This is a genomic window from Burkholderia sp. Se-20373 (genome assembly GCF_017104705.1).
Classification (GTDB): Bacteria; Pseudomonadota; Gammaproteobacteria; order Burkholderiales; family Burkholderiaceae; genus Burkholderia.
Genome location: NZ_JAAGPH010000171.1, coordinates 1 through 15,112 on the forward strand (window position 1 = coordinate 1; position 15,112 = coordinate 15,112).

13 protein-coding genes are annotated in these 15,112 nt (G+C 69.6%); 6 read left to right on the forward strand and 7 right to left on the reverse strand.

All coding sequences use genetic code 11. The features are described from left to right. Window positions 1–66: 66 nt before the first annotated feature. Complete coding sequence (locus G3N96_RS33475) at window positions 67–741, forward strand: phosphohydrolase (protein WP_206139870.1); 675 nt, start codon at window positions 67–69, stop codon at window positions 739–741. Between the two features lie 91 nt (window positions 742–832). Here the strand turns inward: G3N96_RS33475 and G3N96_RS33480 are convergent, their stop codons facing one another. The 6 genes from G3N96_RS33480 to G3N96_RS33505 all read right to left on the reverse strand — a co-directional run bounded on the left by G3N96_RS33480 (window position 833) and on the right by G3N96_RS33505 (window position 8,562). Continuing rightward, a complete protein-coding gene (locus G3N96_RS33480; RefSeq protein WP_089444081.1) occupies window positions 833–1,750 on the reverse strand; it encodes a LysR family transcriptional regulator in 918 nt (305 codons plus the stop codon). A gap of 103 nt (window positions 1,751–1,853) precedes the next feature. Continuing rightward, window positions 1,854–4,115 carry a molybdopterin cofactor-binding domain-containing protein gene (locus tag G3N96_RS33485; RefSeq protein ID WP_206139871.1) on the reverse strand — a complete coding sequence of 754 codons (2,262 nt, stop codon included), beginning with the start codon at window positions 4,113–4,115 and terminating at the stop codon, window positions 1,854–1,856. Further along, entirely contained in the window at window positions 4,115–4,615 is a 501-nt protein-coding gene (locus tag G3N96_RS33490) for a (2Fe-2S)-binding protein (RefSeq protein ID WP_124579236.1), read from the reverse strand. Before G3N96_RS33490 ends, G3N96_RS33485 begins: the two co-directional genes overlap by 1 nt. Next, the gene (locus G3N96_RS33495; RefSeq protein WP_206139872.1) at window positions 4,612–5,898 is read right to left on the reverse strand and encodes a cytochrome c; all 1,287 of its coding nucleotides are present in this window, start codon (window positions 5,896–5,898) and stop codon (window positions 4,612–4,614) included. Before G3N96_RS33495 ends, G3N96_RS33490 begins: the two co-directional genes overlap by 4 nt. A gap of 190 nt (window positions 5,899–6,088) precedes the next feature. Further along, window positions 6,089–7,519 (reverse strand): efflux transporter outer membrane subunit, encoded by a 1,431-nt coding sequence (locus G3N96_RS33500; RefSeq protein WP_206139873.1) that lies wholly within the window; start codon window positions 7,517–7,519, stop codon window positions 6,089–6,091. Beyond that, entirely contained in the window at window positions 7,516–8,562 is a 1,047-nt protein-coding gene (locus tag G3N96_RS33505; RefSeq protein WP_124579230.1) for an HlyD family secretion protein, read from the reverse strand. Before G3N96_RS33505 ends, G3N96_RS33500 begins: the two co-directional genes overlap by 4 nt. 83 nt (window positions 8,563–8,645) lie before the next feature. Between G3N96_RS33505 and G3N96_RS33510 the strand changes: the two genes are divergently transcribed. Further along, entirely contained in the window at window positions 8,646–10,214 is a 1,569-nt protein-coding gene (locus G3N96_RS33510; RefSeq protein ID WP_206139874.1) for an MFS transporter, read from the forward strand. Window positions 10,215–10,299: 85 nt separating this feature from the next. On the opposite strand, the gene G3N96_RS33515 is transcribed toward G3N96_RS33510, so the two are convergent. Further along, window positions 10,300–11,280: an alpha/beta hydrolase gene (locus G3N96_RS33515; RefSeq protein ID WP_206139875.1), complete on the reverse strand. Its 981-nt coding sequence runs from the start codon at window positions 11,278–11,280 to the stop codon at window positions 10,300–10,302. Between the two features lie 369 nt (window positions 11,281–11,649). Between G3N96_RS33515 and G3N96_RS33520 the strand changes: the two genes are divergently transcribed. From G3N96_RS33520 to G3N96_RS33535, 4 genes are all read left to right on the forward strand, one after another. Beyond that, window positions 11,650–12,081, forward strand: coding sequence for a DUF3331 domain-containing protein (locus tag G3N96_RS33520; RefSeq protein WP_206139878.1), 432 nt, complete (start codon window positions 11,650–11,652; stop codon window positions 12,079–12,081). Window positions 12,082–12,120: 39 nt separating this feature from the next. Beyond that, complete coding sequence (locus G3N96_RS33525) at window positions 12,121–12,363, forward strand: hypothetical protein (protein ID WP_206139876.1); 243 nt, start codon at window positions 12,121–12,123, stop codon at window positions 12,361–12,363. Window positions 12,364–12,621: 258 nt separating this feature from the next. Further along, window positions 12,622–14,430, forward strand: coding sequence for a winged helix-turn-helix domain-containing protein (locus G3N96_RS33530; protein ID WP_206139877.1), 1,809 nt, complete (start codon window positions 12,622–12,624; stop codon window positions 14,428–14,430). A 231-nt stretch (window positions 14,431–14,661) separates the two neighbouring features. Beyond that, window positions 14,662–15,075 carry a DoxX family protein gene (locus G3N96_RS33535; RefSeq protein WP_124579222.1) on the forward strand — a complete coding sequence of 138 codons (414 nt, stop codon included), beginning with the start codon at window positions 14,662–14,664 and terminating at the stop codon, window positions 15,073–15,075. Window positions 15,076–15,112 lie beyond the last annotated feature (37 nt).

Genomic DNA, 15,112 nt, shown 5'->3' on the forward strand with positions numbered 1-15,112 from the left:
CACCACATCGCGCGGGTTTGCCTTGAACGATTTTTCGTCCCGTGCACGGGACACGAAGGAGACACGATGAACGTTGCGCACACGCGCGCACCGTCGACCGCCGACGAAGTGGCCGGCGTCAGCATTCCGCGCACGACGCTTGCGGTCGAGGCAGCCGACGCGGCGCGCGCAGCGTTGCCCGCCGCGCTCGCCGATCATGCCGCGCGCGTGTTCGTGTTCGCGTCGCTCGCCGCGCGGCGCGCGGGCGAAGGGTGCGATGCCGATGCGCTGTACGTCGCCGCGATGTACGCGAACATGGGGCTGAGCCCCGCTTACTGCCGCTCGCCCGAACGCTACGAGCTCGACGGCGCGGATGCCGCGCACGCGCTGCTGGTGCGGCATCGGCGCGCGCGCAGCATGCGCGACGACGTATGGCACGCGATCGCGCTGCATACGACGCCCGGTGTGGCCGCGCGTGCGTCGCCGCTCGCCCGCGTGCTGGCCCGCGCCGTGTCGACGGATCTGATGGCAACCGATTTCGACAGCTACACCGCCGACGAGCGCACCGCGCTGCTCGCGGCGTACCCGCGCGGCAGCGGATTTCGCGAAACCTTCCTTGCCGCGGTCGCGCGCGGCGTCGAGCATCGGCCGCAGTCGACGTTCGGCACGTGGAGCGCCGACGTGCTTGAACGTGCCGATCCGGATTTCCAGCGGCCGAATTTCTGCGGGCGCGTGCTGGGGGCGCGCTGGAACGACGCGTGACGGCGGCGTTGCATCGCGCGGGAATCGGCCGCGCGCGCCGCGGTATCTCGATGGGGACGCGACGACCCGTGCCGCGAGGCGCCGCTCCCGGTCAGCCGCGCTTGCCCTGCAGCGTCGGAATCTGCTCGAACAGGCCCGCGAGCCAGTCGACGAACACCTTGAGCTTGACGGGCACGTGGCGATTGGGCGGATACAGCACCGAGATCGGCCGGGCCGGCGCGTTGAAATCGGTCAGCACTTCGCGCAGCCGGCCCGATTTCAGATAGGGCTCGACGAGATACAGCGACGTCTTGATCAGGCCGATGCCCGCGATGCCGCACTCGATGTAGTTGTCCGCATCGTTGACGGCGACCGTGCCGCACATCTGCACGACGCGCGGCTCGCCGTCGACGACGTAGTCCCACACGCGGGGGCGCCCGGTATCGGCCGAGATGTGGCTGACCGCCACGTGCTGCGCGAGATCGTCGACGGTCTCCGGCTCGCCGCACCGTGCCAGGTACGCGGGCGACGCGCACGTGCAGGTGGTCAGGCTGCCGATGCGCCGCGCGATCATCCCCGAGTCGTCGAGCGCGCCGATGCGCACCACGCAGTCGACGCCTTCGCCGACGAGATCGATCTGCCGGTCGGTCACGCCGAGCTCGATCATGATGCCCGGATGGGCGTCGAGGAACGCGGGCAGCGCGGGCACCACGACCTGCTTGGCCATCGCCGGCGGCAGGTTCACCTTCAGCCGGCCGCGCGGCACGTTGCGCGCCTGCGAGACCGACGCCTCCATGTCGTCGATTTCGCGCAGCACCGCGACGGAACGTTCGTAGTACGCCTGGCCGTCCTCGGTCAGCGAGATGCGGCGCGTCGTGCGGTTCAGCAGCCGGCAGCCGAGGTGCTGTTCGAGCGCGCTGAGCAGCGCGGACACGCGCGGCGTCGTGAGGCCGGTCGTGTCGGATGCGCGCGTGAAGCTGCCGGTTTCGACGATGCGCGTGAACACGCGCATCGAAAGCAAGGTATCCATTGTCGGGAGGGCTCCAGTCCTGTTGGGTCGCGACGCCGGTGCATGCCGGCGCCGTCCGTCTTGTCGGGTGTGTCGGGCGCGCGTAGCGGGCGCGACCGGATTGCTATGCGTCGATGCGTTGTCTCAGCGCGTCGCCGGCGAACGGCATTTCGCGCATGCGCTGGCCGGTCGCGTCGAAGATCGCGTTGGCCAGCGCGCCGGCGGTCGGCCCCATCGACGCCTCGGCCGCACCGAGGAACGGCGCGCCCGGGCGATTGATCAGGTGGACCTTCACGCTCTGCGGGGCGGCCGAGAAGCGCAGGATCGGGTAGCTGCTCCAGTCGAAGCTGCGAATCCGTTCGGTGTCGTACTTCAGCGCCTCGTAGAGCGTCCAGCTCGCGGCCTGCACGATGCCGCCCTCGATCTGGTTGCGGATCCCGTCCGGCGACACGACCTGCCCCGCGTCGACGGCGGCTTCCGCGTGCTCGAGCGTCACCTGGCCGGTTTCCGGCACGACCGACACCTCGACCGCGATCGCGACGTACGCCATCAGGTTCTTGTACTTGCCGAACGCGAAGCCGACGCCGCGGTTGCGCGCGCGCGGCGGCCGCGGCCAGCCGAAGTGCTTCGCCGCAAGCTGGATCACCTGGCGGGCGCGATGGTCTTCCATGTGACGTAGCCGGAATTCGACCGGATCGACACCGGCCGCGTGCGCGAGTTCGTCCATGAAGCTTTCGATCGCCCACACGTTGGTGTGTGCGCCGAGCGAGCGCATCGCGGACGTCTGCAGCGGCATCGTCGGCGAGAAATTGTTCACGATGTGCTGGTTCGGCAGCGCATACAGCGGAATCGCGTTGCGGTCGGCGCCGCCTTCGGGCTGCAGCATCGGCGTCGACGGCGCGGGCACGAATGGCGGCTCGAGCATGCGTGCGGGCAGCAGCCGGCCGGCGTTGACGATCCGCTCGTTGTGCGAACTGCTCCACAGCGCGTAGTTCCAGTCGACGATGCGGCCGCTCGCGTCGAGCGAAGCGCTGACCTCGGTCACCATCGCCGGCGTGAAGTGGTCCCACGTATGTTCCTGCTCGCGCATCCACTGCACGCGAATCGGCTTGCCGGGCATCGCGGCGGCAATCAGCGCCGCGTGCGCGGCGGCGTCGTCCGCCGCGTTGTGTCCGTAGCAGCCGGACCCTTCGGTGTGAATGCAGCGCACGCTCGCCTTCGGCATCGACAGCATCTCGGCCAGCGCGTCGCGCAGCGGGTAGACGCCTTGCGAATGGGTCCACACCGTCATCGACCCGTTCTCGAGATGCGCGACCGCACACGACGGCCCGATCGAGCCGTGCAGCAGGTAGTTCTTCAGGAACGTCGCGTTCAGCGTTTTCACGGCCGGCGCGGTGGTCGTGTGCGTGTTGGCGATCTCGATGCGCTGCGTCGAGATCCGCTTCAGGTCGGCGTGCACGGTGGCGCGATCGGGCAGCGTGCGGCCCGGCGACCAGCGGCACGCGGCGGCCAGCGCGCGTTGCGCGACCACCGCCTGCCATTCGCCCTGCGCGACCACCGCGAGCATGCTGCCGTTGCGCACGATCCGCACGACGCCCGGCAGCTTCAGGATCGCCGCTTCATCGAACGACAGCAGCTTCGCTTCGTACACCGGCGGCATCACGACGCGCGCGTGCAGCATGCCGGGCAACTGCATGTCCTGCACGTAGCTGACGCCGCCCGTTACCTTGTTCGGGATGTCGACGCGCGGCAGCGACGTGCCGATCACCGTGAACGTCGCCGGGCTCTTCAGCGGCGACGTAGGCGCGGCGTTGCGATGCAGGTCGACGGTGCGGATCGCGTCGCCGTAGGTCATCGTGCGGCCGTCGGGCGCCTTGATCACTGCGTCGGCGGTCGTCAGCGTGCGCGCGTCGACGCCGAAGCGCTTCGCCGCGCCTTCCACCAGCAGCGCACGCACCTGCGCGGCCGCGTTCAGCAGCGCGGAACCGCTGTCGGCCATCGTGTGGCTGCCGGCAGTCAACCCCTCGTCGGGCGAGGCGCCGGTGTCGGCTGTCAGGAACGTGATCAGCGACGGCTTCATGTCGAGTTCCTCGGCGGCCACCTGCAGCAGTGCGGTGCGCACGCCGGTGCCGAGCTCGACCTTGCCGGTAAATACGGTGACCTTGCCGTCCGGTGCGATCTTGATCCACGCGTCGAGCAAGGGATTTGTTTTCAGGCTGCCCGCAAGTGTCTGGGTGGTTTTTGCCACGTGCACGGCCGCGCCTTCGTCGGCGATCACCAACTGCGCGGCCGCGCGCGACGCAGGCGCGAGCGTGAACGCGACGAACAGCGCGCCGGAGACGATGAAGTGCCGGCGGCCTTCGTCGATATCGTCGTGGGAATTCATTACAGCCCCTTGCTGATCGTGACGGGAGCGGAAGCCGGTTCGGGGGGCGGCAGCCCGGCGACCGAGCGCACGGCCGCGAGGATCCGCATGTGCGTGCCGCAGCGGCACAGGTTCGGCTCCATGTGCGTACGCAGTTCCTGTTCGGTCGGCTTCGGGTTGCGCTCGAGCAGTGCCTGCGCGCGCATGATCATCCCCGCGATGCAGTAGCCGCACTGCGCGGCCTGATGCGCGACGAACGCGCGCTGCAGCGGGCCCGGATGCTCGGCGGTGCCGAGGCTCTCGATGGTGCGCACGCTGCGCGCACCGACCGCGGCCACCGGCATCAGGCACGAGAACGTCGGCTTGCCGTCGACGATCACCGTGCAGGCGCCGCATTGGCCGAGGCCGCAGCCGAACTTCGCGCCGTGCAGGTGCAGGTCGTTGCGCAGCGCGTACAGCAGCGGCGTGGACGGATCGATGTCCAGCGTGTGCCGCACGCCGTTGACGGTGAGGGTAATCATCGGGCGGTGTCCTCTTTTCTGAGCTTCGCGGCCATCGCGTCGACGCCGGACCATGCGGGGCGATCGGTGTAGGTCGCGCGCACGTATGCGGCGAGATCGGCGATCTGCGCGTCGTCGTACTGGTCGATGAACGACGGCATGTAGTTCAATGTGTCCTCGCCGTGCCAGCCGATGCCGTTGAACATCATCTGGATCGCATTGCGCGGCGTATCGGCGTTCACGGCCGTGCTGAACGAAAGCGTCGGCCGCTCGCCGATCGATTGCATCGGCGCGGCCGGCCCGTGGCACTGCGCGCACGATGCCTGGAACAGCACCGCGCCGCGCCGCGCGGCGGGCGTTGTCGCTGCGCGTTCGGTCGGTGCGGCGGCCGTGGCCACATGCCCGTTCGCCGGCTTCTGGATCGACAGGAGGTACGCGGCGATCGCTTCGACGTCTTCCACCGGCACCGTCGCGAGATCGCACGTGACCGGCAGCATCGGCCCGGCCGCCGCGCCGTGCTCGCTCGCGCGGCCGGTGCGCAGGTACGTGACGAGCTGCGCCTGCGTCCACGGCCGTGCGGCCTGGCCGAGCGCATTGAGCGGCGGCGCTTCCCAGCCGTCGACGATGCCGCCGTCGAATGCGCGGCCGCGCTGCTCGCCGCCGATCGCGTTCAGCGGCGAATGGCACGACGCGCAGTGGCCGAGCCCGTCGACGAGCATCCGGCCGCGGTTCCATTGCGCGGACTGCGCGGGATCCGGCCGATACGCGCCTTCGCGCAGGAACAGCACGTTCCAGAACGCGACCAGCGGCCGGAAGTTCAGCGGAAATACCAGGTCGTTGGCCGGTGTCGTCGCGCGAACCGGCGTGCGTGTCATCAGGTACGCATACGCGGCGGCGATGTCGTCGTCCGACATCTTCGTGAAATGAATGTACGGAAACGCCGGGTACAGCGGCTGGCCGTTGCGCCCGATGCCGGTGCGCAGCGCACGGGCGAACGCGTCGCGCGACCAGCGGCCGATGCCGGTATCGGGATCCGGCGTGATGTTGGTCGCATAGATCGTGCCGAACGGTGTCGCGAGCGGCAGCCCGCCGGCGAACGGCTTGCCGTCCTTCGCGGTGTGGCACACGATGCAGTCGCCCAGCGCGACGACGCGCGCGCCGGCGCGCACTCGCTGCGGATCGAACGAAGCAGGGGCGGGCGGATCGATCGGCGCGATCGACGGCCGCACCATGATGCCGATCGCGACCGCGCAGGCCGCGATCGCGATGCCGGCCGCGCCGATCCAGAGTCGTTTGTGCTTCATGCGGGCTCCAGGCGAAGTGGTGCGGCGCGGCGGTGATGGGCAACAGGGGCCACGTTGTCACTCCGGAGGTCGAAAAGGCGCGCAGGCTCGCCTGCACGGTCGCTCGTGCAGCCAGTTTACCGAGGCGCCCGCTTCATTTCCTGAAGGGGGGCTGAAACGTTCTGAACGCGCCGGCCCGCCATGCTTCGCGTCACCCGGTTCGACCCGAGCGCGCCGGCGGCGTCCACCCGCCGCCCAATGCGCGCACGAGACTCACCGTCGCGACGGCCAGCGCCTGCCGGCTGTGAATCAGCTGGCGCCGCGCATTCAGTGCATCGCGATCGGCGTCGATGACTTCCAGGTAGCTGACGTACCCATGCGCATAACGGCCCAGCGACAGCCGCGCGGCCGCCTCCGTCGCGCGCGCCGCGTCGTCGTAGCGCACGATCCGCTCTTGTTGCGCGGCGATGTCGTTGAGCGCGTCCTGCACGTCGCGCAACGCACCGATCGCGATCGCGCGATAGTTCGCGTCGGCTGCGTCCATGCCGGCACGCGCGGCGGCCACCGTGGCATCGCGCTTGCCGCCGTCGAACAGTGTCAGCGCGAGGTTCGCGCCGAGACTCCACAGCGAGCTGTTGCGGTCGAGAAACGACCGCAGGTCGCGGGTGGCGAAACCGCCGTCGGCGGTCAGCGTCAGCGTCGGCAGCCATGCGGTGCGCGCGACGCCCAGTTCGAGCGACGCCGCATCGGCGCGCCGTGCCACCGCGAATACGTCCGGGCGTTGGGCGAGCAGCGCGGATGGCAGTCCTGCCGGCACGTCCGGCACCTGCACGGGCACGGGGCGCGCGACGACGTCGAATGCGGTCGGCGACACGCCGGTCAGCACCGCGATGGCGTCGACGAGGTTCTCGCGCAGCCGGCGGCTCTCCGCGAGATCGGCATGCGCGGTATCGAGATCGGCCGACGCGCGCAGCCCGTCGAGATCGCTCGCCGCGCCGGCCCGCACGCGGGCGGCGATCACGTCGAGCGCGGTGCGCCGCAGCCCGATCGCGCGCGTGAGCGTCTCGAGATCGTCGTCGACGTAGCGCAGCGTCAGGTAGTCGACGGCCACTTCGGTCGCCACCCGCAGACGCACCGCATCGCGGTCGGCCGCCGCCTGCAGCACGTTCTGTTCGCCGATGTCCGCATCGCCGCGCAAGCGGCCCCACAGATCGACCTCGTAGCTCGCGGCGACGGGAACCGACCAGTTGTGCATCGTGCGCTTCGGCAGCGCGTTGTCGACCGTGCCGGAGACGCGCGTGCGGCTGAACGACGGGTCGACGCGCACGGTCGGCGCCAGCGCGGCATCGCGCACGCCGAGCAGCGCCTGCGCCTGGTCGACGCGTGCGGCCGCCGCGCGGATATCGAGGTTGTGCGCGAGTGCGGCGTCGACGAGGGTGCCGAGTTGCGGATCGCCGAACCACGCGGGCCACGCGGCGAGCGACGGCGTGCGCGTAGCGGGCGACGTATTGGGCGACGTATTGGTCGACGGATCGGCATGGCGGAACCCGTCGTGTCCGACCGGCACGGGCGCGAGCGGCTGCGGCGCGATCGAGCACGCGGCGAGCAGGCTGGCGGCGAGTACGGCGGCGGCGCGCTTCATCGCGATTCGCCGCCGGGTTGCAGCGTGACCACGACCGACAGCCCGGGCCGGATGCGCGGCTCCGTCGCAGCCGGGCCGTCGAGCAGGATCTTCACGGGCACGCGCTGCGTGACCTTCGTGAAATTGCCGGTCGCGTTGTCGGGCGGCAGCAGCGCGAACTGCGCGCCCGTCGCGGGCGACAGGCTGTCGATGCGGCCGGTGAACGTGCGCTGCGGCAGCGCATCGAAGTGCAATTGCACGGCATCGCCGGCGCGTACGCGCCGAAGCTGCGTCTCGCGGAAATTCGCGACGATCCACGGGTGCGGCTCGACCAGCGTGAGCAGCGCCTGGCCGGGCGCGACGTGCTCGCCGGTCTCGACGGTCTTCTTGCCGACGTAGCCGTCCGACGGCGCGACGACCGCCGTGTAGCCGAGCTGCAGCAGCGCGTCGCGCAACTCGGCATCGTTCTGGCTCGCCGCGGCATCGGCTGCCTCGGCGGCGGCGACGGCGCTGCGCCGTTGCGCATCGGCCGCCGCGACGCGCGCGCGGGCCGACTTGCGGGCGGCATCGGCCGCATCGAACTCCTGCTTCGACAGGCCGCGCGGCGTCTCGCGGGTCAGTTCGCGTGCACGCGCGTAATCGAGTTCGGCCTTTTCCGCATCGGCGTGTGCGGACACGAGCGCCGCGTCCGCCTGCTCGATCAGCGCGTGTGCGCGGCTCGCATCGGCATGTGCCTGGGCGACGCGTGCGCGCTGCGCGGCGACTCGCACGTCGAAGTCGCGCCGGTCGATCTGCACGAGCGCGTCGCCCGCGTGCACGAACTGGTTGTCGTCGACGAGCACGCGCTCGACGGTGCCGGCGACGCGCGGCGAGATCACGTGCAGGTGGCCGGTCACATATGCGTCGTCGGTGCCGCGATCGCGCGCGTCGAACTCGTACACGAGCAATGCGACGAGCAGCAGCGCGATCGCGGCGATCGCGACGATGGCCGGCCGGCGCGAGCGGACGGGCGCGGCGGGCGGCACGGCCGAGGCGGCCGGCGTATCGGCGGAAGGTGAGGTCATGATCGACAAACTCCATCGTACGGGCAGGGTTCGATGCATCGCGTTATGCTTGCGCCAGCTTGACAGCGGGGAGCCGCCTGACGATGAACACCACGTTTGCGACCGGTCGTGCCGCGCCGGCGGCGGCGCCGGACATTCCGACGTTCCGCTCGATCGCCGCGATCGCGGCCGTGCTGCTCGGCGCGGTCATCGCGACGCTGACCTCGCGCATCACGTCGCTCGGGCTCGCCGACGTGCGCGGCGCGCTCGGCGTCGGCTTCGACGAAGGCGCGTGGATCAACACCGCGTTTACCGCGTCGCAGATGTTCGTCGGGCCGCTGGCGATCGCCGCGGCATTCATGTTCGGCACACGCCGCGTGCTGGTCGCGGGCGCCGTCGTGTTTCTCGGTGCCGAAACCGTGCTGCCGCTCTGCACGCAGTTCGGCGCGTTCGTGGTGTTCCAGGCGATCGCGGGGCTCGCGTCCGGCGTGTTCGTCCCGCTGACGGTCGGCTTCGTCGTCCGGACGCTGCCGCCGCGGCTCATTGCGTTCGGCATCGCCGCGTATGCGATGAATCTCGAGATGTCGCTGAACCTGTCGGCCACGCTCGAGGGCTGGTACAGCGAACACCTGAGCTGGCGCTGGCTGTTCTGGCAGAACGCGGTGCTGACGGTGCCGTTCATCGCGTGCCTGCTGCTGTCGCTGGCGGACGAGCCGGTCAAGCGCTTCGCGTCCGGCCTCGATGCGCGCGGCATGCTGCTCGGCGCCGGCGGCTTCGCGTGCCTGTGCGTCGCGCTCGACCAGGGCGAACGGCTGTTCTGGCTGCAGTCGCCGCTGATCGTCGTGCTGCTCGCGCTCGGCATCCTGATGGTCGCCGCGTTCCTGATTCACGAGCTCGCGTCGCCGCGCGCGGGCCTCGATCTCGGCTATCTCGCGCGGCCGAACGTCGCGCTGCTGATCGTGCTCGTCGGCCTCGTGCGCTTCACCGTGCTCAATACGAGCTTCATCCCGTCGCTGTTCCTCGCCAGCACCTACGGGCTGCGGCCGTTGCAGATCGGCGATACGCTGCGCTGGATCGCGATCCCGCAGCTGCTGTTCGCGCCCTGCGTCGCGCTGCTGCTGCAGCGCGTCGATCCGCGCCGGTTGATCGTGGCCGGCTTCGTGACGGTGGCGATCGCCTTCGCGCTCGGCGCACGCCTCACGTCCGCGTGGGCCGAACCCGACTTCATTCCGTCGCAACTGCTGCAGGCGCTCGGGCAGACGATGGCGCTGACGTCGGTGATCCTCTTCTTCGGCAAGCACGTGACGGCCGAACACGCGTTGACGTTCGGCGCGGTCGTGCAGACGACGCGCCTGCTGAGCGGGCAGCTCGGCACGACGTCGATCGCGGTGATTCAGCGGATCAGGGAGGGTACCCATTCGAATCTCGTCGGTCTGCATGTGTCGCTGTCGGATCCCGAGACGCTCGAGCGGCTGCGGGCCGGTGCGACCTCGCTGGTGACGCACGGCGCCACGGTCGCGACCGGCAGCCAGGCCGCGTACGCGCTCGTCGACCGGGCGGTGCGCGTGCAGGCGACCACGCTCGCGCTGGCCGACAATTTCCGCGTGGCGATGGTGTGCGCGCTCGCCGGTGCGCTGATCGGCCTCCTGTTGAGGCCGGTGCGGGCGCAGTGAGCGCGGCGCGGCTGAATCTTCCTGAAAATTCCTGAACGGCACGTCTGCCGAAGCGGTATGTGCGCCGCGACGGCAGACGGTGCGCTTACGCCTGCAGGAACGCGAGCAGCTCGGCGTTGATGCGATCGGCGTTCACGACGCACATGCCGTGCGACCCGCCTTCGATCACCTTCAGCTGCGCGTGCTTGACGATCTTCGACGACAGCCGCGCCGAATCGTCGATCGGCACGATCTGGTCGTCATCGCCGTGCAGCACGAGCGTCGGCACGTCGATCTTCTTGAGATCGTCCGTGTAGTCGACTTCGGAAAACTCCTTCACGCACAGATACTGGCCGTGAATGCCGCCCATCATGCCCTGCGACCAGAACGCGTCGATCGTGCCCTGCGACGGCTTGGCGTTCGGGCGGTTGAACCCGAAGAACGGCACCGCGAGATCCTTGTAGAACTGCGAACGGTTCTCGGCGACGTTCTTGCGGATGCCGTCGAACACGTCCATCGGCAGGCCGCCGGGATTGGTCGGCGACTTCACCATCTGCGGCGGCACCGCGCCGATCAGCACGGCCTTCGATACGCGCTTCGTACCGTGGCGGCCGATGTAGCGCGCCACTTCGCCACCGCCCGTCGAGTGGCCGACGAGCGTGGCTTCGCGCACGTCCAGTGCGTCGAGCAGGGCGGCCAGATCGTCCGCGTACGTGTTCATGTCGTTGCCGCGCGACGGCTGGCTCGAACGGCCGTGGCCACGGCGGTCGTGCGCGATCACGCGATAGCCGTGCTGCACGAGGAACAGCATCTGCGCGTCCCACGCGTCCGCACACAGCGGCCAGCCGTGCGAGAACACGACCGGGCGGCCGGTGCCCCAGTCCTTGAAGTAGATCTGCGTGCCGTCCTGGGTGGTGATCGTGTTCATCGAATGGGCTCCTGGGTGGGCTGAAGTGGCGCTACGGGCGGGGGTGCCGGCCGCGGCCGCCATCGCGGGCAGCGCGGCGGCCGCGACGGCCGTCGCGCCGGCAAGCAGCATGTCGCGGCGGCGCGACGACGAAACGGCGTCGGTCTGTTCGGGGTGCATCTGGACTCCTGAAATATGCGGCGAAACGATGCCGCGCGGGATGGTGGATCGGTGACGACCGGCCGCGGCCATCCCGCCGGCAGCCGGTTTGCTTGCGTCGTCGCACGTCGGTTCGTGCCGCGTGGACGTACGAAAGCCGTCGGGAGCGTATCGCGGCGCGCCGCGCGCCGTACTGAAATCAGGCTGAATTTTCTTGAACGCGCCGCGTCGCGGACGGACATTCGCCGCGCTGCAGAAAAATTAAGCGCGCGACCGGGACTCTTCAGCGCGCGGCGACTATCGTCGACATCGGATCATCCGCGCACCGTTCGCGCCGCGCGCACGGATCCGACCGCCCGCACCGCCCGTCACTCGCCTGGATATGCCGCCATGGATGCCTTCAATCGCTGGGAGCACATGATCACGTCGCTCGGGCCGCCTTCGATGGCGGTCGTCCGGTCGATGCCGCTGCCGCGCGCGCGACAGGCGGACGGCCCGCGCCGCGGCCATCGCGGCGACGCGCCGACGCCGTCGAGCGGCGACATACGCCGCCGCAGCGCGATCGTCACCGCCGAGCGGCAGACCGATTCGTCGATGCTGGTGTCGTGGAGCGACCCGACGCACTGCCGCTACGACGAGCAGCGCTGGATCAGCGCGAAGGCACGCAGGCTCGGGCGGTGCGCGCTCACCGGCGGGACGATCCGGGTCGGCGATGCCATCTACAAGCCCCAGTGGCGCGGTGCGAAACGGCCGGCGAACTGCCGCGAGATGATTCTGGCGTCGGCGCTCGACGTGTTCGCCGCGCGACAGTCCCGGCCATGACGCCGGCAGCGCGGCGCCGCGCCGGTTGCGACCGGCGCGATGCATCGTGAAACCGCCAGCCGCGGAATGGAGGCGACCGCGACATGCTCGCGCGATACCGCGCGACGCATGGCCGCGGTTTGCACCGGCCCGATCGCACGGCGGCTCGGAGCGGGAATCGTTCCGCTATCGGTGCAGCGCGATGCGGTACCGGCGCAACCTGCGGAGCCTGCGCTGATTCGACCGGCCGAATCAAAAGGAAAATACGTCGAATTTTTCAGAACCGGCAATCATATCGTCTGATATATGTAAATCATATTTACAAACGAATCGGCAATTCGCACATGAATCGTGCGCTGTCGTGCCGTTTTTGCCGCATGGCGGTGCACATGGCCACGCGCGTGCCGCACATCGTCGCGGCGTTTTTCGTCATTTCAAAAAATTCGATCGTTTCATTCTGATAATTTGAATCATTCTGCTACGTAAATACCGTAGCATTGACGCGAAACCGGCGCGCGGTTTAAACCGTGCACCGTTGAATGTCACCATCAAGAAATTGCGATGATCCGAATTGGAACACTTCACGTTTTTCTCGACAGACGTGAAATTCGTTCGAACGGCAAGCTGTTGCGCATCGGTAGCCGCGCATTCGAGATTCTCGAGCTGTTGATTCGGGCGAACGGCGCACTGGTATCGAAAGACGAAATCATGCAGCGCGTGTGGCCGCACACCGTGGTGGAAGAAAACAACCTGCAGGTGCACATCGCGTCGCTGCGCAAGGCGCTGGCCGACGACCGGAACCTGATCGTGACGGTGCCGGGCCGCGGCTATCGGCTCGTCATCGAGCAACCCGACGACGGCGGCGCGCCCGTGCGGCCCGCGATGTCGCGGCCGTCCGCCGCGCCCGGCGCGCTGTTCGGCCGCGAACGCATGGTCGACGAGGTGCTGGCCGCGTTGCAGGACGCCCGCATCGTGACGCTGGTCGGCGCGGGCGGCATCGGCAAGACGCGCATCGCGATCGAAGCGGCCGCGCGCGCGGACGCGCGTTTTCCCGAGGGCACCGTGTTCGTGTCGCTCGCGACGGTCGCGTGCCCGCGCTTCGTGCCGGATGCGCTCGCGGGCGCGTTCGGCATCGCGGAGCCGACCGGCGCGCTGACGCTCGAAGCGGTGCTCGCCGCGGTCGCACGCCGCCGGATGCTGCTCGTGCTCGACAATTGCGAGCACCTGCTCGACGCCGCGGCGCGGATCGCGAGCGCGCTGACCGATGCGGACGACGGGCTGTGCGTGCTCGCGACGAGCCGGGAATCGCTGCGCATCCACGGCGAGCGCGTGTGCCCGGTGTTGCCGCTCGACGTGCCGGCCGAAGGCGCGGACGATCACGATGCGATGCGCGCGAGCGCCGTGCAGTTGTTCGCCGCACGCGCCCGCGCGGCCGATCCGCGTTTTCCGCTCGATGCGCGCAGCCTGTCGCTGATGGCGTCGGTCTGCCGCCGGCTCGACGGCCTGCCGCTCGCGATCGAACTGGCCGCGGCGCGTGCCGCCGTGCTCGGCATCGACGTGCTGGCTGCCCATCTCGACGATCATTTCCGGCTGCTGACGGGTGGTTTCCGCACCGCGCTCCCGCGCCATCAGACATTGCAGGCGATGTACGACTGGAGCGACCGGCTGCTGGGCGATGCCGAGCGCCGGCTGTTGCGATGGCTCGGCGTGTTCCGCGACGGTTTCTCGATCGAGGCCGTGCGCGCGGTGGTCGGCCCGAACGGGCTGGCCGGCGCCGACCTGCTCGATACGATCGCGGGCCTTGTATCGAAATCGTTGCTGATCCTCGAGACCGCACAGGGCGCGCCGCGCTACCGATTGCTGACGACCACGCGCGCGTATGCGCAGCAGCAGCTCGACGCGCACGGCGACGGCGCGGCGGCCGCGCGTGCGCACGCCGGCTATTTCCTCGCGTTGTTCCGGCAGGCGGCGCATGGCGGTGGCCCATGGGGCAGCGAGCACGGCGGCCCCACGCAGCTCGATGCGGTGCGGCGTGAGCTCGGCAACCTGCGTGCCGCGCTCGACTGGGCATTCTCGGCGAACGGCGATGCGACGCTCGGCATCGCGCTCGCGGCCGTCGCGGTGCCTTGCCTGTTCGACCTGTCGCTCGTCGACGAATGCCGCGAACGGGCGCGCGTGGCGCTCGATGCGATGCGCGATGCCGACACCACGGCCGAGGCCGCCGATGCGCGCGTGCGCTTGCTCGCCGCGTATGCGGCGGCGCTCGCGCATACGGCCGGATCGACGCAGGCAGTGCACGACGCGTGGTCGGAAGTGCACGCGCTCGGCTTCGATGCGGCCGAGGCGGAACTGCCGGCGCGCGACGGCTGACGGCGGATGGGCGGGGTGCGTGCCGCGCTTCAGAACGTTTCAGCGGGGCGCAAGGACACGGGCACGCGGCATGCGTAGAGTGCGGGCGTAAGGCGCGGCCACCCCGGCACACTTGCGTGGCGATCCCGTGCGCGCGCCGAGATATCGCGACGCCGTCCGCCACGCGGGCGTCGCGACACGTGCGGCGCCTCCTGTGCCGCCGCGTGCCCGCCCAACCGGACGAACCGTCGCATGAACCTTCCCGAATCCGACCTTTCCCGCCACGCGGCCGACCTCGGCCTGCTGTTCCTGCGCGTCACCGCCAGCATGCTGCTGCTCGTGGTTCACGGCTTGCCCAAAGTGCTTCACTACACGTCGGAAGCCGCCGCCATCGAGGATCCGTTTCATCTCGGCCGCACGCTATCGATCCTGTTCGCGATCTTCGCGGAAGTCGTGTGCCCGGTCTTCATGATCGTCGGCGTATGGCCGCGGCTGGCCGCGTTGCCGGTGATGATCATCACGCTCGTCGCGCTGGTGTTCGTCCATCCCGACTGGTCGCTGCGCGATGCGCAGTTCGCGTGGATGCTGCTGATCCTGTTCGGCACGATCGCGATTGCGGGGGCCGGCCGCTATGCGTTGCCGGGCGTGGTGCGCCGGCGCGCGTAGCGCGGCCGCGGGCGCGCCCGCGCCCAGCCTCTCGTCG

Coding starts and splice junctions, on each gene's coding strand:
- G3N96_RS33535 (WP_124579222.1), top strand. CDS start 14,662: ATGAACCTTCCCGAATCCGACCTTTCCCGCCACGCGGCCGACCTCGGC.
- G3N96_RS33475 (WP_206139870.1), top strand. CDS start 67: ATGAACGTTGCGCACACGCGCGCACCGTCGACCGCCGACGAAGTGGCC.
- G3N96_RS33530 (WP_206139877.1), top strand. CDS start 12,622: ATGATCCGAATTGGAACACTTCACGTTTTTCTCGACAGACGTGAAATT.
- G3N96_RS33500 (WP_206139873.1), bottom strand. CDS start 7,519: ATGAAGCGCGCCGCCGCCGTACTCGCCGCCAGCCTGCTCGCCGCGTGC.
- G3N96_RS33510 (WP_206139874.1), top strand. CDS start 8,646: ATGAACACCACGTTTGCGACCGGTCGTGCCGCGCCGGCGGCGGCGCCG.
- G3N96_RS33490 (WP_124579236.1), bottom strand. CDS start 4,615: ATGATTACCCTCACCGTCAACGGCGTGCGGCACACGCTGGACATCGAT.
- G3N96_RS33515 (WP_206139875.1), bottom strand. CDS start 11,280: ATGCACCCCGAACAGACCGACGCCGTTTCGTCGTCGCGCCGCCGCGAC.
- G3N96_RS33525 (WP_206139876.1), top strand. CDS start 12,121: ATGCATCGTGAAACCGCCAGCCGCGGAATGGAGGCGACCGCGACATGC.
- G3N96_RS33495 (WP_206139872.1), bottom strand. CDS start 5,898: ATGAAGCACAAACGACTCTGGATCGGCGCGGCCGGCATCGCGATCGCG.
- G3N96_RS33480 (WP_089444081.1), bottom strand. CDS start 1,750: ATGGATACCTTGCTTTCGATGCGCGTGTTCACGCGCATCGTCGAAACC.
- G3N96_RS33520 (WP_206139878.1), top strand. CDS start 11,650: ATGGATGCCTTCAATCGCTGGGAGCACATGATCACGTCGCTCGGGCCG.
- G3N96_RS33485 (WP_206139871.1), bottom strand. CDS start 4,115: ATGAATTCCCACGACGATATCGACGAAGGCCGCCGGCACTTCATCGTC.
- G3N96_RS33505 (WP_124579230.1), bottom strand. CDS start 8,562: ATGACCTCACCTTCCGCCGATACGCCGGCCGCCTCGGCCGTGCCGCCC.